Source organism: Flavobacterium sp. B183, from assembly GCF_023539155.1.
Lineage (GTDB): Bacteria > Bacteroidota > Bacteroidia > Flavobacteriales > Flavobacteriaceae > Flavobacterium > Flavobacterium tructae.
Map to the genome: position 1 here is coordinate 1,891,972 of NZ_CP097434.1, position 20,575 is coordinate 1,912,546.

A 20,575-nucleotide genomic window follows, 5' to 3' on the forward strand; every position below is an offset into this window, starting at 1 on the left:
TTTTTTTTTAGAATTGTTGCCCAATGATAAAGTGAATTTCTTTACCATGTGCCTTAGTTTCTCCCGGTTGAGGATCGAAACCGTAACCCCAGTCAATACCCAATAATCCAAATGCCGGCATGAATACACGTAAACCAACACCCGCAGAACGGTTCAGATCAAATGGGTTATAAGCTTTAAAAGTTGGGTATGATGAACCAGCTTCTAAAAACGCCAATGCATAAATCGATGCAGAAGCTTTTAATGTAATCGGATAACGTAACTCCATAGAGAATTTGTTATAGATTGTAGCTCCAATCTGTTCTCCATTTGCATTTACAGGAGTTAAAGAGTTGTTTTCATAACCTCTCAACTGCACCGTTTCTCTACCATCCATCGAGTAGTTTGCCATTCCGTCTCCACCTAAATAGAAACGCTCAAACGGCACAAGGCCTCTCGACTGATTGTAGGCTCCCATGAATCCAAACTCTGTTAGCGTACGTAGTACTAATTTACCATAAAGTTTGGTAAACCACTCTCCTTTGAACTTAATTTTATAATATTCCAGCCAATTGTATCTTTTTTGATCGACTTTCCCCTGGTCAACATCTGCACTTGCGTAATCAGAACCAACACTTATAACTCTTGGTGTTCCGTTTACGATTTCCGTTTTAGTGTAATCTCCAGTGTTCAATGGTTTGCCATCATCACCAGATTTTGGAGCTCCTGTATATTGTGTTTTATATTCTTTTTGATTTTGTAGGTCACCGTAATCAATTCCGTTAAACAATGAATATGGAGGAGTTATTTTTGCTGAAATACTAAAGTCTGAACCATAAGTCGGGAATATTGGGTTAACCCCTTTATTACTTCTGGAAAGTCCAATAGTATACGCTAAGTTTCTCGACGCTCCGTTACCAAAGGTAAACAATCCTGTGTTATAATTGTTCAAATCATAATGTTGGTAACTTACAGATTGTGATAATACGAAGTAATCATCCGGCACGGTAAGTCTTTTAGCTAAACCAACCTGTAAAGTCAGGATGTTGAAACTTTTGCTTTTATCTACACGTCTGGTCGCGAAATTGTTTAGGAATTGTTTACTGTATGAGATAGAAGAACTAAATTGTACAGGTTTTTTCCCTCCAAACCATGGTTCTGAAAATGACACACTATAGGTTTGGAAATAAGTACTTCCCTGTAAACGAAGTGCTACTTTTTGACCGTCACCCATTGGTAATGGTTTATAAGATTCTTTATTGAACAGGTTTCTTGCTGAAAAGTTGTTGAATGATAATCCAAGGGTTCCAATGAAACCTCCACCACCATAACCTCCCTGAAGTTCTACCTGGCTGGATCCTTTTTCTACAACGTGGTATTCAATGTCAACAGTTCCTGCTGCAGCATCAACATTTTTGAATTTTGGATCGATGGCTTCAGGATCAAAGAATCCTAATTGTCCAATTTCACGAATTGTTCGAACTAACTGTTCTTTGCTGTATTTTTCTCCCGGTTTAGTTCTTAATTCACGATAAATAACGTGATCGTTTGTTTTATCATTTCCTACAACCGATATTTTGTTGAAGTATGCGATAGGACCTTCTGTAACTCTGATCTCAAAATCAATGGTGTCGTTTACTGTTTTTACCTCTACAGCATTAATGTTAGAGAATAAATAACCATTATTTTGGTATAAGTTTGTGATGTCTTCAGCATCAGGTTTTGTCTTGTCGGCAATACGTTTTTCCAGTAAAACACCGTTGTAAGTTTCCCCTTTTTTGATTCCTAAATAACGGTTTAATAATTGATCTGAATAGACTGTATTTCCTAAGAATTTAATGTTTCCGAAGTAGTATTTGTTTCCTTCTTCCACATTAATTTTGATGGCCAGCATATTTTTTTTCTTGTCGTATTTAACAGAATCAGAAATAATACGGGCATCACGATATCCTTTTTCTTTATAAGCAGCAACGACTTTTTCTAAGTCAGTTTTGTATTTTTCAGGGATGAATTTAGAAGATTTTAAGATACGGAGTACATTTTTTTGTTTGGTATCTTTCATAGCAGCTCGCAGCTGATTTCCGCTAAGCTGTTTGTTTCCGATGAAATCGATACTGCTAATCTTGACCTTGTCTCCTTTATCTACCCGTACAAGCATGTTTACATGATTGCCTGCAGTACTGTCAGGAGTATTGGTAATGGTAACTTTAGTGTTGTAAAATCCCTCCTTTTTATATTTATTTTCAATATAATTTTTAGTTGTCGTGATTAAGTTTTCGTTGACAATTTTGTTTTTGGTCAGATTATTGTCCTTAATTAACCCTTCGATTTTATTTTTTTTGATACCAACGAATTTAACTTCGTTTAATTTAGGGAGTTCGACAATGTTCAGATCCAGATAGATACTGTCGTTGTCGATTTTGTTAACATAAAAAGAGATTTCGTCAAAAAGGCCAAGTTTGCCTAATTTTTTAATAGCCCCACTAATTTCTTCACCCGGAACGGCAATTTCCTGTCCTTTTTGAAGACCGGAAAAAGTAACAACTGTTTGTTCGTTAAAGCTTATTTTACCAACAACAGAAACTTTGGCAAGAATATATTTTTTCCCCTGATCAAAAGGAACTCTTTCCTGCGCTTTAATTTGTGAAAAACTACCCAAAAGAAGTAGGGTAAAGACTATTTGTATTCTTTTTTGCAACACTAAAAAATTATTTAATTTGTTCACTGGTTTTTCCAAATCTACGTTCTCTTTTTTGATAACTAATAATAGCCTCATATAAATCTTGGTCTTTAAAGTCTGGCCATAAGACATTAGTAAAATATAGTTCTGCATAGGCGATCTGCCATAGCAAAAAATTACTTATTCTATGCTCTCCACTTGTTCTTATTAATAAATCTACGTCAGGTAAATTTTGCGTGTAAAGATGCTCATTTATAATTGAATCGTCAATAGAGTCTATTGAAATTATATTATTTTTAACTTTATCACTGATGATTCTAGCGGCTTGTACCAATTCTTCTCTTGATCCGTAACTTAATGCTAAAGTTAAGGTCAGACGGGTATTATTTTTGGTCTTTTCCATTACATCCAACAACTCTTTTTGAGCTGATTTTGGTAATTTTTCAAGGTTCCCTATAGCATTAAGTTTAATGTTGTTTTCCTGCAGGGTTCCAAGTTCTTTTTTTAAGGAATTGATCAAAATTTTCATCAGTGCTTCGACTTCCAGTTTCGGACGATTCCAGTTTTCTGTCGAAAAAGCGTATAGTGTCAGGTATTCAATACCAAGTTTGGCACATGTTTTTATGGTGTTTTTTACAGATTTTGTTCCGTTTTCGTGACCAAATGCTCTTAAAAAACCTTGTTGTTTTGCCCAACGGCCATTCCCGTCCATAATAATGGCCAGGTGTTGAGGTAAATTTGTTTTATCTATTGATTCTAGTAAATTCATTTTTATTATTCTGCGCAATAGCAAGGTTTTTCTCCAAATGTATAAGTTAAAGTAATACCAGAGAAGACATACCAATCATTATTATTTAAATTTCCAAACTGTAATATGTTTGTGTTTTTTGTATTTGGATTACTGGAATCCATAGCATCTGTAAAAGTATATCGTGCTCCAACTTCAGCTCCCAGAACAATACTTGGAGTTATGTTTGATTTTATACCTAATATAATAGGTATGGCAAACGAACTTGAACTTATAGATTGTGTTACGGTTGGACTTGATGTAAAGCGATACAATTTGTCGTACATAAAAAAGTTAAGCCCGGAGAAGATATACGGAGTTATTTTTCTGTGATAATCATGCAGATTAAAGTCGAAAAAATTGAATTCCAGACCCGCTGAAAGTTCTTTTACATTATTTTTAAAGCTATAGCCTCTTCTGTTTCTTCCTGTTTCAGATGAATCGAAATCGTTTCCTGTAACGGTTGATTGTGTATACGAGAAACGATAGGAGTGACGCGGACTTTTATTCCATTTGTACAAGACGCCAAAAGCCAGTTTTTCCGGTGCAATATAGGTAGTTTTGCCTACATCTCCTACAAAGTTGCTTCCACCTAAAAAAACACCAATCTCATTGATTTGAGCATTTAGTGTGATAAAGGGGAAAAAACATAACAATAAATTAAAAATTTTCTTCATTTAATTCAAAATTGCGTGCAAATATAATAATTATCGATTCGAATCAAAGTTTGTTTAGCTAAATGTGCTTTTTTTTCAATTTACAATATGATTTTGAGCTATTTGGTAATGATTCGCTATATGCAGAACGGGAAAATGTAGTATTATCGTATAGTGGTAATTCAGAAAAGCGCTTAATTTCTCTTGTCTTCTCCCCAGAGCAGTTTTTTCCTTAGTGTTTTCAGGAAAGTTTCGCCCGGTATTTCCACCATTTTTATTTTGAAATCGGTTTTTTTAATTTTTAGAACGGAGTCATTTTTTACAGAGGTGATTCTGGAATCTAAAGAAACTAAATACTGGTCTTCTCTTCCGGTAACGCGAAGTTTTATTTCGGTATTGTCCGGGATAACCAATGGCCTTGCATTTAAATTGTGCGGCGCAATAGGAGTGATCACTAAGCTCTCAACATTTGGGGTCAGAATAGGACCACCGCAACTTAAGGAGTAGCCAGTCGAGCCGGTTGGTGTTGAAATGATTAGACCATCTGCCCAGTATGAATTTAAGTATTCGTTGTTTAAATACGTTTCAACTGTAATCATAGACGTGGTGTCTTTTCGGCTGACGGTGACTTCATTCATTGCAAAGTTTAAGTCGTCTTCGATGGCTTCATTTTTAGGATCACAGGTTAAGCTTAATAAAGTTCTTTCGGAGATCGTGTAATTTTTGTCGATGATGTATTGTAAAAAATTATCGATACTTTCTCTGGGAACTGTTGCCAGAAAACCTAATCTTCCGGCGTTGATACCTAGTATTGGAATTCCTGAGTTGCGAACCAGAGTTGCGGCTCTTAAAATAGTTCCGTCACCACCAATACTAATGAGCATTTCATAACTATCGTCTAACGAAGTAGAAGAAGAAAAGGTTTTGTATTCCTTTTTAACGAGTTCTTTTTCGTAGAGCATTTTCAGAAAGTCTTCTTCAATTACCATTTCGACATTATTGGAATTGAAAAAAATAAAAATGTCTTTAATAATGGGGCCTGTACTGTTTTGATAATACTGCCCGTAAATGGCTACTTTCATTCGTTAATTAGATAATTTGTCAATGTGTTAATCGGATAATTTGTCAATGCGAAGATTATCTAATCAACTAATTTGCTTATTGACACATTAATAATTTATATGTTAAGGTATTTGTCCAGATAATCAGAACGTTCTTTTAAGCTATTGATATAAGCATCTTCCTGATGTTCGGATATGATTTCGTAATTGTATCGTCTAAAAGTTTGGATGATTTCATTCATAGGTCCTACACCAATTTTTATGGTGATCTGAACATTTTCTAAGTCAGCTTCAGAGACAAAACAGCCGAGGATTTTACCGTTATTACTTTCTATAATTTGAGTAATCTGACCCATGGAGTAATCTAAAAGTCCTTTTTGAACGATCATAATACCGCCTTGCTCTTTTAAAAATGGAGTTTCCTGAAAAAACTTCATGATGTCCTCCATTTCATAATAACCAACGTAGGTGTTGTTTTCGTCAAGAACGGGGATTGTATTGGTATGATTTTTAGCAAATACTTCAAGAACGTCAAGCCAAATCATAGATTTTCGGGCAAAAAAACGTTCCAGAGTATATTTGTAGTCAGTGGCTTTTTTGTCTGTATCAAAAGTTTCGACATCATCGGCGGCGATACTTCCAATAAAAATTCCGTTTTCCAAAACCGGAAAATGCGAAAAACTCAAATCAGCAAAAAAGTCCTGAACCGATGCTATCGTTTCCTGACTATCAATCGCTCTGAAATCATTGGTGATATAGTTTGTAATTTCTGTCATAAATCTATTGAAGATATTTCATGCAAAATAATCAAAAAATAGCAAAAAACGCTACGTTTTACTTTGTATTTTTGTCGTAACAAATATAGTGTTACCAGAATTAATTATCTATTTATATGACAAAGTTAAGTGTAAATATCAATAAAATTGCAACGTTGCGAAATGCACGCGGCGGAAATGTTCCTGATTTATTAAAAGTTGCGACAGATATTCAGAATTTCGGAAGCCAGGGAATCACAATCCATCCGCGTCCGGACGAACGTCATATTCGCTATCAGGATGCACGCGATTTAAAAGCAATTGTATATACCGAATATAATATTGAAGGAAATCCTCAGCATAATTTTATCGATTTGGTTTTAGAATGTAAACCAACACAGGTGACTCTGGTTCCTGATGCAATTGGAGCGATTACCTCGTCTGCAGGTTGGGATACTGTAGCCAATCAATCGTATCTGACGGAAGTTATTCAGGAGTTTCAACGAAACGGAATCAGAACTTCGATTTTTGTCGATCCGGTGCTGGAAGTTATAGAAGGAGCAAAAAAAACAGGAACAGATCGTATTGAGTTGTATACGGAAGCTTTTGCGCATCAATACGGTTTAGGGAATAAAAACGGAATTGATCCTTATGTTGAAGCGGCAAAACTGGCTAATGAATTGGATTTAGGGATTAATGCAGGTCACGATTTAAGTTTGGATAATATTCAGTTCTTCAAACAAAATATCCCGGGATTGTTAGAAGTGTCTATTGGCCATGCTTTGATTTCAGAAGCTCTTTATCTGGGCTTGGATAACGTAGTAAACATGTATCTGAATAAATTGAAGTAAGTTTTAAGGTTTAGATAACTTAAATAATTGGATAATGATCACGAATCAGACCCCGTTGTTTTCAGAAGTAAAAGAAATTATTCTCCAGTCTCGTAAACGAGTCTTTAGAATGGCAAATTCTGTTTTATTGGAAACCTAGTTGGGAAATTGGGAGAGTAATTGTTGAAGACGAACAAAGAGGGAAAAATCGCGCCGATTATGGTAAAGCTACTTTAAAGAATCTTGCTAATCAGCTCACACTTGAGTTTGGAAAAGGGTTTGATGATGGTAATCTGAGAAATATGCGCGCTTTTTACAAAGTTTTTCCAATTCGTGACGCATTGTGTCACGAATTGAATTGGACACATTATAGACTACTGTCGCGATTGGTTTCGGAGGAAAAAATAAATTATTATCTGAACGAAAGTATTCAGAACAACTGGAACAGCAGGACGCTTCAAAGGCAAATAAATTCATTAGCATTTGAACGTGTTGTAGAGCATAAAAGTATCAAAGCAGAATCAGATACTATTCAAAATTTAATAAAAGATCCTTATATTTTTGAATTCTTAGGATTGTCAGCTGAAGCTAAAAATTCTGAGCGAAGCTTAGAAACATCTATAATAGATCATTTACAGCAATTTTTATTGGAGTTTGGAAAAGGGTTTGCATTTGTAGCGAGACAACAGCATATTGTTACGGATACGTCTGATTTTTATATTGATTTGGTTTTTTACAATTACATTTTAAAATGTTTTGTAATTATAGATTTAAAAACCGGATTACTATCTCATCAGGATATTGGTCAGATTGACATGTATGTCCGAATGTATGATGATTTAAAGAAGAGCGAATCGGATCAGCCTACGATTGGAATTCTATTGTGTTCTGAAAAAGATGAAACGATAGTGAAATATTCTGTTTTAGCAGATAAGAAAAGTGTTTTTGCAAGCCAGTATTTACTATACATGCCAAAAGAGGAGGAATTAAAAGCGTTGATAGAGAATGATATTCAGCGATTTCAGTTAGATTCTGAAAGTTAAGCGTATAAAAATAAAACCATAATTACTCTTAGAAAACACTTTATAATTGTTTATTTTCGCACTTTTCTTATTAAAATCAAGTGCCAAAACCAATTATCCTCCTTTTTTTATTCTGTTTTTCCAATGTATTTGCGCAATCTAAAGCCAGTATAAACGGAAATCTAAAATCTTCTGAACACGAGAATCTTGTTGGAGCAAGTATTTCTCTAAAAACAGCGATCCAACAGTATTATACGTTGTCTGACTCTGTTGGTAATTTCTCGCAACAGCTGTCGCCGGGACCTGTAGAAATAGCAATCAACCAATTGGGTTATCTTACGAAAATCATTAATCTTAACTTCGAAAAAGATACGGTGCTTTCAATAGTGCTGGATAAAGATGTTTCTCATCTGAAAGAAGTTATCGTGAACAATGATAAAAAAAGCCCAATAACGACTTTATCAGGCGGGAAATTAGTCTTTAATTTAAAAGAATTGACTTCAGTTCCGACTGTTTTAGGAGCTACTGATATTATAAAACTTTTACAGCTGACACCAGGAGTGCAAAATTCAGGAGATGCAAACGGATATTTGTATGTTAGAGGCGGAGATCCTGGGCATAATGCCATTTTGTACGATGGAGCTCCTGTGTATGGAATGTCACACTTGCTGGGGATTTTTCCTTTTTACAATACCGATCATATAAAGGGTGTCGAGTTTGATAAATCAAGTTCGAATGCAAAATATGGAGGACGTTTGAGTTCAACGACACTCTTGATACCGAATAAAAAAATACCTTCGGAATTGGGGATTCAGGGAAATGTTGGAATTTTAGCTTCACAGCTTACATTGACCGCTCCTATTGGTAAAAACTCAGGCTTGTACATTTCAGGAAGGAAAACATATATTGATGAAATTGTTGCGCCATTAATGCGTTCCGGTTCAAAAAATAATGATGTTCAGAATATGAAATACGGTTTCTCAGACGGAAATCTAACTTTTATCTCTCAGCTTTCTAAAAATAACCTGCTTTCTGTCGATGCTTTTGTTAGCGGGGATGAATTGAAAATCAAAGACGGAAACCTTGCTTTGCAAACCAGTTTAAAGTGGAGTAATGTCACCATTTCACCAACTTTGATTACTGCAATTTCGCCAAATGTAAGTATGTCAAATGCACTATATTTCAGCCAATATTCTAATGAGCTGAATATGGAACAGGCTACAATTGAGTTTGGAGTTTCGTCGTATGTAAAAGATTTTGGATTTAATAACGCTTTTAAATATCAGATAAAAAATGTTCCTGTAGAATCCGGAATACAATACGTACATCATAATTTACAGCCTCAAAAAGTGAATGTCGAGAATTTGACAGATGCTAATAATACTTTTCAAAATAGTACAATCAATGCCAATGAGGCGGCTATTTTTACGACTGTAAGGCCTAGATTTACAGATCGTTTAAGTGCCGAATTGGGTATTCGGGTTAATTATTATACTTCAGGTTCCCGTGATTCTTATTTGCATTTTCAGCCCAGAGTTTTATTGAATTATCAGTTAAACGAAAAATATTCTTTTTATGGATCTTATAACAGACAATATCAATATCTGAGCCTGATAACTACTTCAAGTGTTGGGATTCCAACTGATTTTTGGATTGCCAGTTCAGACGGTATAAAACCGCAATCGTCAGACGAGTTTTCGATCGGTTCTAATCAGAATATTTCGAAAAATTTCAGTACTTCTTTGGGAGGTTTTTACCGTTCGATGAAAGGTTTACTGGAGTATCCGTACGGTATCACACAGTTTAATGAGGTTACCACATTCAAAAACGACTTGTTGACGGGAAAAGGTAAAGCATACGGATTGGAGGTAATGCTTCGTAAAAGCAATGGAAAGTTTACAGGCTGGCTGAGTTACACATTGAGTTGGTCTGATCGAAATTTTGAGGAACTCAACAACGGGAAAACCTATTTTGCCAAATACGACAGACGACATAATCTGTCAATTGTCGGAATGTATGATCTGAATGCTAAATGGAATTTCGGAGTTACACAGCTGTTTGGTTCCGGAAACCGTTTTACTATGCCAACATCCTGGTATTTCATCAATAATAATCCGGTTAAAGAGTATTCAGGTTATAACAATGCACAAATGCCTAATTATATCCGAACCGATCTTTCGGTGAATTATTTTTTCTTAAAAACAAACAAAAAAGAAAGCGCTTTGAATTTCTCCATTTACAATACATTCAATATCAAAAATCCGATTTATGTGGTATTGAGTGTTAAAGAGAATAAAGATAAAAACAGTGTAATTGTAAAACAGGAAGAAAAGGTTTTGTATCGCATATTGCCTTCTGTGAGCTGGAGGTTTAAATTTTAAAAAAGATGAAAAAATATATATTATTTCTGGTAGTTTTGATAATAGCAAGTTGTTCTAAGGATGATTTTGGCGACCGAAAAGCAGAATCTAAAATTGTAGTCGAAGGCTGGATTGAAGAAGGCGATTATGCTCAGGTTTTGCTATCGAGCAGTATTTCGGTTACCAATACAATTGATTCCACTAATGTCTTAAATCATGTCATACGTTCCGCAAAAATTACAATTTCAGATGGTGTGACATCGGAAGTTTTAAGGGTTAAGAATGATAAAAACAGAGTGCCTCCATTTGTGTATTATGGTTCAGTTCTTAAAGGAGAGACAGGGAAAGAATATTCATTGAAAATAGAGTATTTAAACCGCGTGGTTGAAGCGACAACCAAGATTCCAAAATCAGTAGCCATAAAAAGTGCAGAGTATGTAAAGAAAGTTGACACTGATACGACTGGTTACGTTTTTGTGAAATTTGATGATCCACTAAACGAAAAAAATTATTATCAGATTGCAACCAGAATAGAAGGAGAGGAACCTGTTTTTGTACCTGCATTTTATGGCAATTTAGATGATAAAAACTTTAGTGTTTCGGCAGTATCTGTACAAGTTAACAGAGGAGTTTTGCTTTTCCCTAAAACCAAGTTCACTCCTTATTTTGTAGATGGAGATTTAATACACGTAAAATTAAGAACACAGAACAAAGAGGCTCTGGATTTTTGGAACAGTTGGCAAAACGAAATTGTAAACAGCAGAAACCCTATTTATCCTGCAAACACTAGTTTGAAATCAAATATAAAAGGCGGAATAGGGATTTGGGCCGGATATGGTCAAAGTACTTTTAGGGTAAAGGCTCAGTAAAAAATAAAGCCGTTTTGAAAATAGTTTCAAAACGGCTTTAAGTTTATGCTTTAAAAGTAATTATCTTTTGAATGCTTTTACGAAATTCTCGAATTTAGTTTCAAGTGCTGTGAAACCTTCTGAGAAATAAGTACTCATTTCTACTTCAGTGTTGTCACTGAATTTTAGATAGTAGATTTCTTCCATGTAAGGTTGTGAAAAAGATTCACCTTGTGCAGTATTCCATGACCAGTATTTGTTTTTTTCATTCCAAACAGGCAGATTGAAAGTATAGTTACCTCTCGCTTCTGAACGTTTAATAATATCAGCTATTTTAGTACCGTCTTTCTTAGAAACTAAGATCAGTTTTATGTTTTTATTGAAAAGAGCAACCAAACCTTCAGAGTATTTTTTCTCGTATGCATTTAAGGCCGTGTAATAGGCTTTGTAATCATTTTTAGGGTTGGTGTTATCCGTTAAATAAGCAGGGCGAACAATACTTTTATCTAAGGCGATATCATCAGCTGCTTCAGTAGCCAAATCCATATTAGCAACAATAATAAAATTGTCCATTAATTTAATTACACCATTCGCTTTTCCTCTGTACTGAACAAGTTCGTCATTTTCAAGTAAACCATCGATGTTTGCTGTACTTCCGGCGTTGAAATCAACTAATGTTTTTCCGTTAAAAGTAAAAGTAGCTTTTGAGCTGCTTTCCAGCGCTTTTTTACCACTCATTTCCCAGGCATATCCATCGTTTAAAGTCATCTTGTAAGCAAACTCATCCGGGATTTCTTTTTTGTTAGAGTACTTTGCAGTTTGAGTAAAAGTAGCTGTTGTTGCATTATCGATTGTTAAAGTAGCATCTGTAGATGTTGGTAAAAAGAAATAGTCGTATACAGATGGATTTTGAATATATTGCTGTTTTACAGGGTCGTAAGTCCAGTTTCCGTAAGTGTCGATATTTTTTACTTTGATATCAGATGAAGTACTTTTAGCAGAGAATATTGCATTGTTCACTGTTTGTGACGCTTTTGCAGGGAAAACAAACTTTAATTCAGTTGTAGAAGCTGTTTTAACCCAGTTTTTTGCGGTATTGTCCCAGGTATAAATACCGTAAACACCAGAAACATTTAAAATGTCTTCTACTGCATTATCGCTTTTTCCGTTGAAAATATCAACCTCTCTAAGACCTAACAATCTGCCTAAGTTTTGAATTGCTTCAATAGCACCGGAACTTTTTGATTTGTCTAATTGAGCCAACATCTCATTAGCTTCAGCCTCTAATTTTACTTTTTGTTCAGCCGGAGTTAGTTTTGAATAAGGTTGTTTGCTAAGATTTTCAATTTGTTCTGCCAGAGTTTGTTCCTTTGTAGGTTCGTCTTTGCTGTCGTCACTAGAACAGGAAACCATAAGTTGAGAAGCAACTAAGGATACTAAAAATAATTTTTTAATCATGGTTGAGGTTTAAATTAAATAAAAATTTTATTTTGATTTTTGAAGGCGCAAGTTACAGTTTGTATTTGTGCTTTCTTTACGGAAAGCCGTAATGCCGCGAAGTTTTTTAAACAAAGTAGCTTTGTCAGGGGGAATTAGTTTAAGAATTGATGCATAACTTTTTTTACCTTTGTGGGCAGTTTTTAAAACCCAATACAAATGTTATATTCGAAAATAGAAGGAGAAGGAAAGCCTTTCGTAATCATGCACGGATTTTTAGGAATGTCAGACAACTGGAAAACACTTGCAGGTCAATATGTCGATGCAGGGTTTCAGGTTCATCTTCTGGATTTAAGAAATCACGGACGTAGTTTTCATTCAGACGAATGGTCCTATGAGGCAATGGTACAAGACGTGTTTGAATATTGTCAGGCCAATCAGTTAAATAAAATAGAGCTGTTAGGACATTCGATGGGAGGGAAAGTAGCTATGCTTTTTGCTACTACGCATCCCGAAATAGTCGATAAATTAATTGTAGCCGATATTGGTCCTCGATTTTACAAACAGCACCATCAGGATATTTTAGCCGGATTAAATGCCGTTGATTTTTCGGTAAAACCGAGCCGAAACGATGTTGAAGCAATTGTTGCGCAATATGTATCCGATTTTGGTACAAGGCAATTTTTATTGAAGAATTTATATTGGAAGGAACCGGGACAGCTGGCTTTCAGATTCAATCTGGAAGTTTTTAATAATAATCTTGATGCTATCGGAAAAGCGCTGGCCGATGATTTAGTTTTCGATAAAGATACCTTGTTTATAAGAGGAGGGAATTCCGGCTATATTTTAGATACAGATTTTGATGCAATTCGCGAACATTTCCCTAAAGCTAAATTTGAAACCATTCCCAATGCAGGGCACTGGCTTCACGCCGAAAATCCAAAAATGTTTTTTGAACTGACAGCAGGGTTTTTGAAAGAGTAAATTTTGATTTAAAATAACTAATTTTATTTAGTTTAAAAGATGAAAGTTTTAATAGTATTGGGATCCCCAAATTCACAAACAGGAGATTTGGGGCAAGTAGCTTTGGACAGGTTAGAATATTGTTTCGATATTTTTGAATCAAAGTACAATTGCATTATTTGTACAGGAGGTTTTGGAGAGCACTTTAATACAGCGCCGCTTCCACATGCAGATTATGCCATGAAATATTTAAAAGAAAAAGGACTTAGCGCTGAAAATTTTCTGGAGTCTGCCTTGTCTGCCAATACCGTCGAAGATGCCGTTTTATCAAAAAAGATAGTACTCAGTCACAACTTAAATGCTGTTGTGGTCATTACGTCTGATTATCATCTTGAAAGGGTGAAACTTATTTTTGATGAAATTTTAGGATTTGATCAGATGGAATATGTCGGAGTAAAACATAATATTTCTGAAGAGGAAATGGAGAAATTACTGGAGCATGAAAAAAAAGCAATCAATGCAATTTTGAGCAAAGGTTTATATTATTAAATTTTAGTACTTTTAAATAAATTTTTAAAACATACCATTATGAATTTACTACTCAGACTTCTTGTTACGGCAGGTTTAGTTTTGTTAATTGCTCACTTTTTACCTGGTGTTCATGTTGCCAGTTTTACCACCGCGGTAATTGTTGCGGTAGTTTTGGGGTTGTTAAATCTTTTTATAAAACCAATATTGGTAATTTTGACGTTACCGGTTACACTGATTACTTTAGGCTTGTTTCTGTTGGTAATTAATGCAATCATTATTTTGTTCTGTACAAATATTGTCGGAGGTTTTAAAGTAGATTCCTTTTGGACAGCCTTGTTTTTTAGTGTTATATTGTCTGTTCTACAGTCCATCACCTATAAAATTATAGGAGACGATAAATAAAACAAATAGAGAAAGCGTGATTAAAACGTATTCAAATACAATAGATTAAAAACTTGGTTGGGTTGCAAAAATTTTATAATTTTGCGACCCAATTTTATTATGTAAATTAAAGAAGAAAATGGATATTAAAAGAGTAGCAATAGACGCTGTGAATGAAACAATTGTAATGACAGTTGTTCACATGGATTATAAAGGTCAGGTAGCAAAAAGGATAAACGAAAAAATGCCATTGGCTACTGTAAAAGGTTTCAGAAAAGGACAGGTTCCTAAAGACCTGGTTGAAAAACAATACGGAAAAGCAATTAAGCAGGAAGAAGTTAAAAAAGTAGTTGATTTGGCTTTAGAGCGTTTTGTTCAAGCTGAAAGATTAAATCTTTTAGGAACTCCACTAGCTAAAGTAAACGAAAACTTTGACTGGGATGCTGAAGAATTGACATTCGAGTACGAAATTGGTTTAGTACCAAACTTCGAAATTGATTTAGAAGCTAAAAACAATATCGTAAAATACATCGTGACTGCTGATGATAAATTAATCGACGGTCAGGTAGAGCGTATCCAAAAACAATTCGGAAAAGCAATTCCACAAGAAGTGGTAGTAGCTGATTCAGATTTGACTGGAACTTTCGCTAACGAAGAAAACGGAATCAACAATACAACTACAATTGCTGTAGCTACTTTCAACAAAGCCGCCGGAGATAAATTCATCGGTAAAAAAGTTGGAGATGTTGTAACAGTAAGCACAAAAGGTTTATTTGAAGACGATCACCAATTAATGGATTACCTAAAAGTAGGTCATGATAATGTTCACGGTTTAGATATCGAAGTAAACTTTACTATCGAGGCTATCAACGGAGCTGAATTGGCTGAATTGAACCAAGAGTTATTTGATAAACTTTTTGGTGAAGGAAAAGTGGCTTCTTTAGAAGATTTGAAATCTAAAATTAAAGAAGATGCTGAAGCTCAATTCGCGCAGCAAGCAGATCAGAAATTATTGTTAGACGTTCAGGACTTCCTGATCGAAAGCACAAAATTTGATTTACCGGCTGAATTCCTTAAAAAATGGTTGCAAACTGTTGGAGAGAAAAAACTTTCTGCAGAAGAAGCTGAAGTTGAATACGCAAGATCTGAAAAAGGATTACGTTTTCAATTAATCGAAGGAAAAGCTTTAGCTCAAAGCAACATCCAGATTAATTTTGAAGATTTGAAAGCTTTTACAACAAACGCTATCAAACAACAAATGGCTCAATTTGGACAGTTAAATCCTTCTGACGAAGAAGTTCAGACAATTGTAGCAAGAGTTTTATCAAACCAGGAAGAAGTGAAAAGACTTTCTGAGCAGGTAGTAGCTGAGAAGTTATTGGAAATCTTTAAAGAAAAAGCAAATCCAACTACAAAAGAAGTAACTTACGAAGAATTTATTGCCGCTTCATACGGAGAATAATTTCTAAAAAAATAAGTATATTTGAGCGTCAGGAGATTTTTCTGACGCTCTTTTTGTTTTAAGTTTATTTTGTTTCGGTTTTCGTTTAAACGGACTTTAAGTAATCTGAAACTTGAAACCTGAAACAAAAAAGTAAGACAAATTGACATTATTGTATAAAAAGGTACGAACTTTGTTTTTACCTGCTTAAGTCGCTTAAAGACTTTTAGATTTTCAAACTTTAAACTAAAAATATGAACTACGGTAAAGAATTCAAAAAATTTGCTACAAAGCACCAGGGAGTAAATGCCATGTACTATGACAAAATTATAGCGGCAATGAACCCAACGAATATGACTCCATATATTATTGAAGAACGTCAGTTGAATATTTCTCAATTAGATGTTTTTTCCAGATTAATGATGGACAGAATTATCTTTTTAGGAACAGGTATCGACGACCAGATCGCGAACATTGTTCAGGCACAGTTATTATTTTTAGAAAGTGCTGATGCTTCAAAAGACATTCAGATTTATCTGAATTCTCCTGGAGGAAGTGTTTATGCAGGATTAGGAATTTATGATACCATGCAATATATCAAACCGGATGTAGCGACAATTTGTACTGGTATGGCAGCCTCTATGGGAGCAGTACTATTATGTGCAGGAGCAGCGGGAAAACGTTCGGCTTTACCACATTCAAGAGTGATGATTCACCAGCCATCAGGGGGAGCTCAGGGAGTTGCAACAGATATGGAAATCAACTTACGTGAAATGTTGAAGTTGAAAGATGAATTGTATCATATTATTTCTCAACATTCAGGACAAACTTTTGATAAAGTACACAAAGACAGTGAGCGTGATTACTGGATGATTGCAGATGAAGCAAAAGAATACGGAATGATTGATGAAGTATTAAGAAGAAGCTAATTTTTTTAAAGCTTCTAAGTTGCTAAGACGCTAAGATTCTAGGTGTTCTTTGTGATTTAAATTTTTAAATAAAAAAATAAAAATATTAGAGCCTGTTTAAAAATTAAACAGGCTCTTAAGCTGCAAAGATACTAAGTTTTAAAGTTTTAGTTGAAAAACTTTAAAACTTAGTATCTTTGCAGCTTAGTAACTTAAATAAAGAATGGCAAAAGTAGTATTAGAATGTTCGTTTTGTGGAAGAAAAAAGCCAGAAACTAATTTATTGATTGCAGGTATCAATGCACATATCTGTGATAAGTGTATCGAACAGGCACATGGAATTGTATTAGAAGAATTAAAATCAAGTGGAAGCGCAAAACTTGTTGGGGATTTAATTTTAAAGAAACCGAAAGAAATCAGAGCTTTCTTAGATCAATATGTTATTGGCCAGGATCAGACCAAAAAAGTAATGTCGGTTGCCGTTTACAATCACTACAAACGTTTAATGCAACAGCAATTAGACGATGAAGTTGAGATTGAAAAAAGTAACATCATTATGGTGGGACAAACCGGAACAGGAAAAACATTGGTAGCAAAGACAATTGCTAAAATGTTAGATGTTCCTTTGGCTATCGTTGATGCGACCGTACTTACTGAGGCAGGTTATGTAGGAGAAGATGTTGAAAGTATTTTAACACGTTTGTTGCAAGCTGCCGATTATGATGTAACTAAAGCCGAAAGAGGAATCGTTTTTATTGACGAGATTGACAAAATTGCCCGTAAGAGTGATAATCCGTCTATTACACGTGACGTTTCCGGTGAAGGAGTACAACAGGCTTTATTGAAACTTCTTGAAGGAACAATTGTAAACGTACCGCCAAAAGGAGGGCGTAAACACCCGGACCAGAAATTTGTGGAAGTAAATACTCAAAACATCCTGTTTATTGCGGGAGGTGCTTTTGATGGTGTTGAGCGTATCATTTCTAAACGTTTGAACCGTCAGGCAGTTGGATATTCGACTTCTAAAAATGTAGACAATATCGATAAAGACAATTTATTGCAATACATCATTCCAAAAGATATTAAAGATTTCGGTTTGATTCCTGAAATTATTGGGCGTTTGCCAGTTTTAACGCACATGGATCCTTTAGACAAAGAAACCCTGCGTGCAATTTTGACACAGCCTAAAAATGCTTTGGTAAAACAATACCAAAAATTATTCTTAATGGATGAAGTTGAATTCACCATTACAGATGAGGCATTAGATTTTATTGTAGACAAAGCGTTAGAGTACAAATTAGGAGCACGTGGATTGCGTTCGTTATGCGAAGCAATCTTAACCGATGCGATGTATGAATTGCCAAGTTCAGATGATAAAGTTTTAAGTATCGACAAAGATTACGCAAAACATACTTTGAATAAAAATCTATTGAAACGTATGGAAATCGCTTCGTAAGTTTCTATAATAAGATTTAATAATTTAGAAAAAACCTGTTCGGCTTAACGAACAGGTTTTTTTATTTTGTAAAATAAAACCTATAATTTTAATTATTTATTATAATATTTTTCTTATATTTATAAAAATGTATTTGTATGAAAAATATTAAAAAAATGGCAATCCTCTTAATGGTTTTAGGAGTTGCAGTGCTAACAGGTCGTTGTGTTTCAGAAGAAGCAGGAAGCGAACAAAAAATAGAGCAATCTATTAAGGTTAGTCAAGCGAGGGTTTGGTTTGAACAGTATCAATCAAAAGTAAAAATTGATTCGTCGTTTAAAAGTCAGGTTTATAATTGGGATAGTGCAATCACGGAAACTTTTGAAAATGGGTCTGAGGCAATTGTAGTTCCCGTTAGAGATAAAAATCTGAGTGATGCTTATATAGGACAGAAAGTATTGTATTTATACCCTTTAGAAAATAAAAAGGAATTTTCGGCTACATTATATGAGATACTCCCTTTATCAGAATCTTTAGAAAAAATAAAAACTTCAGCGGATTTAGTTAACTTTAATGGGTATATCATTGCCTGGGATTTAGAAAAGGGATTTGTAAATGGGGCAAAATTTGAAAACTCCAATACGACAGCAGCGCTAACAGGACTTAGGGTAATCTCTTCGGAGGAGTCAGAACGCCTCAATAAATCGACTGCTAAGTCAGATTCAGATCCTTTTGAATTGGATGAAGTGATCATTCGCAGAGAAAAAGCTGAAAATAAACAAGAATATGGTGGTGGAGGAAGCGGTGGAGGCTCTTATGGAGGCAGTCTAAAATCAGGATCGAAAGGTAATAGTCCAAAGGGATATGTGAAGTCTCCGGGAGGTGGGGGCGGAAATGGAAGCTCAGGTTCTATGACTATTAATCTTATCGCATCAGGACCAAAAATCGATCCTAAAAAAGAGAATAAGTGTTTTGATTTGTCTAAATCGGCTGAATTAACCATATATATACAACAGGGAAAAGAGGGAACAAGAGAATTAGTAGGGCCAAATGAAGTTGGACATGTTTTTATAGGGATTAAACAGGATGGAATAGTGCGCTGTTATGGTTTCTACCCTGAGACGGGGGCAAATACCGCTATGGTAGCGGTAGGAAAAAATTACAGTTCGGAATTAAGAGATAATAGTAAAGAAATATACCATTTAAGTATAACCAAATCCATTTCGGCAGATCAGCTGAATTCTATAATTAAATATGCTAATAATCCTCCTTCAATATACAATGTGAATAGTTATGCTTGTACTGATTTTGGTATTGCTGTTGGTAAATTAGGAGGGATTAATCTTCCTTCAACAAAGGCCTCTAGTTTTACTTTTAATGGTACATCTCCAGGGAATTTAGGCGAAGATGTTAGAAATGGTAATTTTCTAAATACGACAAAAACGACAACTAAAAGCAATGCTCCACAGAGAAAAGGAGATTGTAATTGATAATTTAAACTATAACAAATGAAATGTCTAAGTTTAGTACTAGTTCTGTTTCTTGGTTATTCGGTAGATTCATATGGTCAAGAGAATAATGAAATAAAGCTGATAAGAGATTTTTATAAAGCATTATATATTAATGATATTGATCCGGAAGAAATAGTTGCTAGATATATTAAATGTTCTGATGCAGATCAATGCAAGAAAGGTGTATATATGGTGATGGACTTTCGTAATCTGGCTAATGAAGAAAAGGGAAATTTCTTTTTATTAAAAAAAGATATAATGGAAAATAATTTTTTTATCTCGTCTTATAATTCTTTTCCTGAGACTGCTAAAATTAAATTCAAAAATCTAGTAGAAGACAAAAGGAAGGAAATTTATAAAGTTGATCTAAGGAATGGTGCTCCTCAGTATTTTTTAATCGAAAAAGATAAAATAGTGTCTTTTTTTGGGTTCCAAAAAGCTGGTTCCGAAGATTATACTTTTATAGTTTTTTAGTAATGTAATATTGTAGAAAGAGAATTTCGTCAAAAAAGAAAGGAGGTTGCTAAATGAAAATAAATAAATGTATGTTTTTAGTTGTCGTGTTATTATTAAAAACACCGACTATTGCATGTCAGAATAAAATAAATGAGACTGACATGGTAACTAATTTTGTGAAATCTGTTTTTTTTGAAGAGAGATCGACGAGATTTATTGCAGATAATTTTATCTGTTTTGAAACAGTAAACTCTGATGTAAAGTATTCTTTAGATGACCGAATAGAGATACTTAGTAAACATTTGAAAAAGATAAAAGAAGATAAAAAAGTGCTCTTAAATTCAGAAGATTTTTATGTGGTAGGCTATAAAGACTATAAGCATGATAAAGTTTTTTTTTCTAGAGATACTGATAAAATTTTTATTTTAATAAGTAAAAATAAACCAGTTGAATATTTTTATTTAATAGATGGCAAAATACTCTCTTTTGATTATATCCTTAAAGGAGATGAGGGGGTGTTTATAACGTATTAAA

General features: G+C 34.4%; 19 protein-coding genes. 13 read left to right on the top strand and 6 right to left on the bottom strand.

All coding sequences use genetic code 11. From position 1 onward, the window contains the following. Window positions 1-7: 7 nt before the first annotated feature. The 5 genes from M4I44_RS08370 to M4I44_RS08390 form a co-directional block, all read right to left on the bottom strand. On the bottom strand, window positions 8-2,755 hold the full coding sequence (locus tag M4I44_RS08370) for an outer membrane protein assembly factor (RefSeq protein ID WP_017497920.1): 2,748 nt from the start codon (window positions 2,753-2,755) through the stop codon (window positions 8-10). Then, window positions 2,688-3,428 carry an isoprenyl transferase gene (locus M4I44_RS08375; protein WP_249967026.1) on the bottom strand — a complete coding sequence of 247 codons (741 nt, stop codon included), beginning with the start codon at window positions 3,426-3,428 and terminating at the stop codon, window positions 2,688-2,690. Before M4I44_RS08375 ends, M4I44_RS08370 begins: the two co-directional genes overlap by 68 nt. Before the next feature lie 5 nt (window positions 3,429-3,433). Continuing rightward, a complete protein-coding gene (locus M4I44_RS08380; protein ID WP_017497922.1) occupies window positions 3,434-4,123 on the bottom strand; it encodes a DUF6089 family protein in 690 nt (229 codons plus the stop codon). Between the two features lie 173 nt (window positions 4,124-4,296). Then, entirely contained in the window at window positions 4,297-5,184 is an 888-nt protein-coding gene (locus M4I44_RS08385; protein ID WP_017497923.1) for an NAD kinase, read from the bottom strand. Between the two features lie 95 nt (window positions 5,185-5,279). Then, window positions 5,280-5,939: a CBS domain-containing protein gene (locus M4I44_RS08390; RefSeq protein WP_249967027.1), complete on the bottom strand. Its 660-nt coding sequence runs from the start codon at window positions 5,937-5,939 to the stop codon at window positions 5,280-5,282. A 116-nt stretch (window positions 5,940-6,055) separates the two neighbouring features. Here M4I44_RS08390 and M4I44_RS08395 point away from each other — a divergent pair, with 116 nt between their 5' ends. From M4I44_RS08395 to M4I44_RS08410, 4 genes are all read left to right on the top strand, one after another. Next, window positions 6,056-6,769: a pyridoxine 5'-phosphate synthase gene (locus M4I44_RS08395; RefSeq protein ID WP_017497925.1), complete on the top strand. Its 714-nt coding sequence runs from the start codon at window positions 6,056-6,058 to the stop codon at window positions 6,767-6,769. A gap of 158 nt (window positions 6,770-6,927) precedes the next feature. Continuing rightward, window positions 6,928-7,791, top strand: a complete 864-nt coding sequence (locus M4I44_RS08400; protein WP_249967414.1) for a YhcG family protein — start codon at window positions 6,928-6,930, stop codon at window positions 7,789-7,791. A gap of 80 nt (window positions 7,792-7,871) precedes the next feature. After that, window positions 7,872-10,151: a TonB-dependent siderophore receptor gene (locus M4I44_RS08405; protein WP_249967028.1), complete on the top strand. Its 2,280-nt coding sequence runs from the start codon at window positions 7,872-7,874 to the stop codon at window positions 10,149-10,151. Between the two features lie 5 nt (window positions 10,152-10,156). Continuing rightward, window positions 10,157-10,999 carry a DUF4249 domain-containing protein gene (locus tag M4I44_RS08410; RefSeq protein WP_249967029.1) on the top strand — a complete coding sequence of 281 codons (843 nt, stop codon included), beginning with the start codon at window positions 10,157-10,159 and terminating at the stop codon, window positions 10,997-10,999. 60 nt (window positions 11,000-11,059) lie between these two features. Here the strand turns inward: M4I44_RS08410 and M4I44_RS08415 are convergent, their stop codons facing one another. After that, on the bottom strand, window positions 11,060-12,436 hold the full coding sequence (locus M4I44_RS08415; protein ID WP_249967030.1) for a hypothetical protein: 1,377 nt from the start codon (window positions 12,434-12,436) through the stop codon (window positions 11,060-11,062). A gap of 198 nt (window positions 12,437-12,634) precedes the next feature. Between M4I44_RS08415 and M4I44_RS08420 the strand changes: the two genes are divergently transcribed. The 9 genes from M4I44_RS08420 (at window position 12,635) to M4I44_RS08460 (ending at window position 20,574) form a co-directional block, all read left to right on the top strand. Continuing rightward, a complete protein-coding gene (locus M4I44_RS08420) occupies window positions 12,635-13,399 on the top strand; it encodes an alpha/beta fold hydrolase (protein ID WP_249967031.1) in 765 nt (254 codons plus the stop codon). 39 nt (window positions 13,400-13,438) lie between these two features. After that, window positions 13,439-13,927 carry a YdcF family protein gene (locus tag M4I44_RS08425; RefSeq protein ID WP_249967032.1) on the top strand — a complete coding sequence of 163 codons (489 nt, stop codon included), beginning with the start codon at window positions 13,439-13,441 and terminating at the stop codon, window positions 13,925-13,927. A 39-nt stretch (window positions 13,928-13,966) separates the two neighbouring features. Further along, window positions 13,967-14,311 (top strand): phage holin family protein, encoded by a 345-nt coding sequence (locus M4I44_RS08430; protein ID WP_017497932.1) that lies wholly within the window; start codon window positions 13,967-13,969, stop codon window positions 14,309-14,311. Window positions 14,312-14,429: 118 nt separating this feature from the next. Continuing rightward, window positions 14,430-15,752 (top strand): trigger factor, encoded by a 1,323-nt coding sequence (locus tag M4I44_RS08435; protein ID WP_017497933.1) that lies wholly within the window; start codon window positions 14,430-14,432, stop codon window positions 15,750-15,752. A 233-nt stretch (window positions 15,753-15,985) separates the two neighbouring features. Continuing rightward, window positions 15,986-16,660: an ATP-dependent Clp endopeptidase proteolytic subunit ClpP gene (clpP, locus tag M4I44_RS08440; protein ID WP_017497934.1), complete on the top strand. Its 675-nt coding sequence runs from the start codon at window positions 15,986-15,988 to the stop codon at window positions 16,658-16,660. A 202-nt stretch (window positions 16,661-16,862) separates the two neighbouring features. Next, complete coding sequence (gene clpX / locus M4I44_RS08445) at window positions 16,863-18,095, top strand: ATP-dependent Clp protease ATP-binding subunit ClpX (protein WP_017497935.1); 1,233 nt, start codon at window positions 16,863-16,865, stop codon at window positions 18,093-18,095. A 137-nt stretch (window positions 18,096-18,232) separates the two neighbouring features. Beyond that, window positions 18,233-19,564 (top strand): hypothetical protein, encoded by a 1,332-nt coding sequence (locus M4I44_RS08450; protein ID WP_249967033.1) that lies wholly within the window; start codon window positions 18,233-18,235, stop codon window positions 19,562-19,564. An 18-nt stretch (window positions 19,565-19,582) separates the two neighbouring features. Continuing rightward, window positions 19,583-20,059 (top strand): hypothetical protein, encoded by a 477-nt coding sequence (locus M4I44_RS08455; protein ID WP_017497738.1) that lies wholly within the window; start codon window positions 19,583-19,585, stop codon window positions 20,057-20,059. Between the two features lie 53 nt (window positions 20,060-20,112). Beyond that, window positions 20,113-20,574, top strand: a complete 462-nt coding sequence (locus tag M4I44_RS08460) for a hypothetical protein (RefSeq protein WP_249967034.1) — start codon at window positions 20,113-20,115, stop codon at window positions 20,572-20,574. The last annotated feature ends 1 nt before the right edge of the window (window position 20,575 follow it).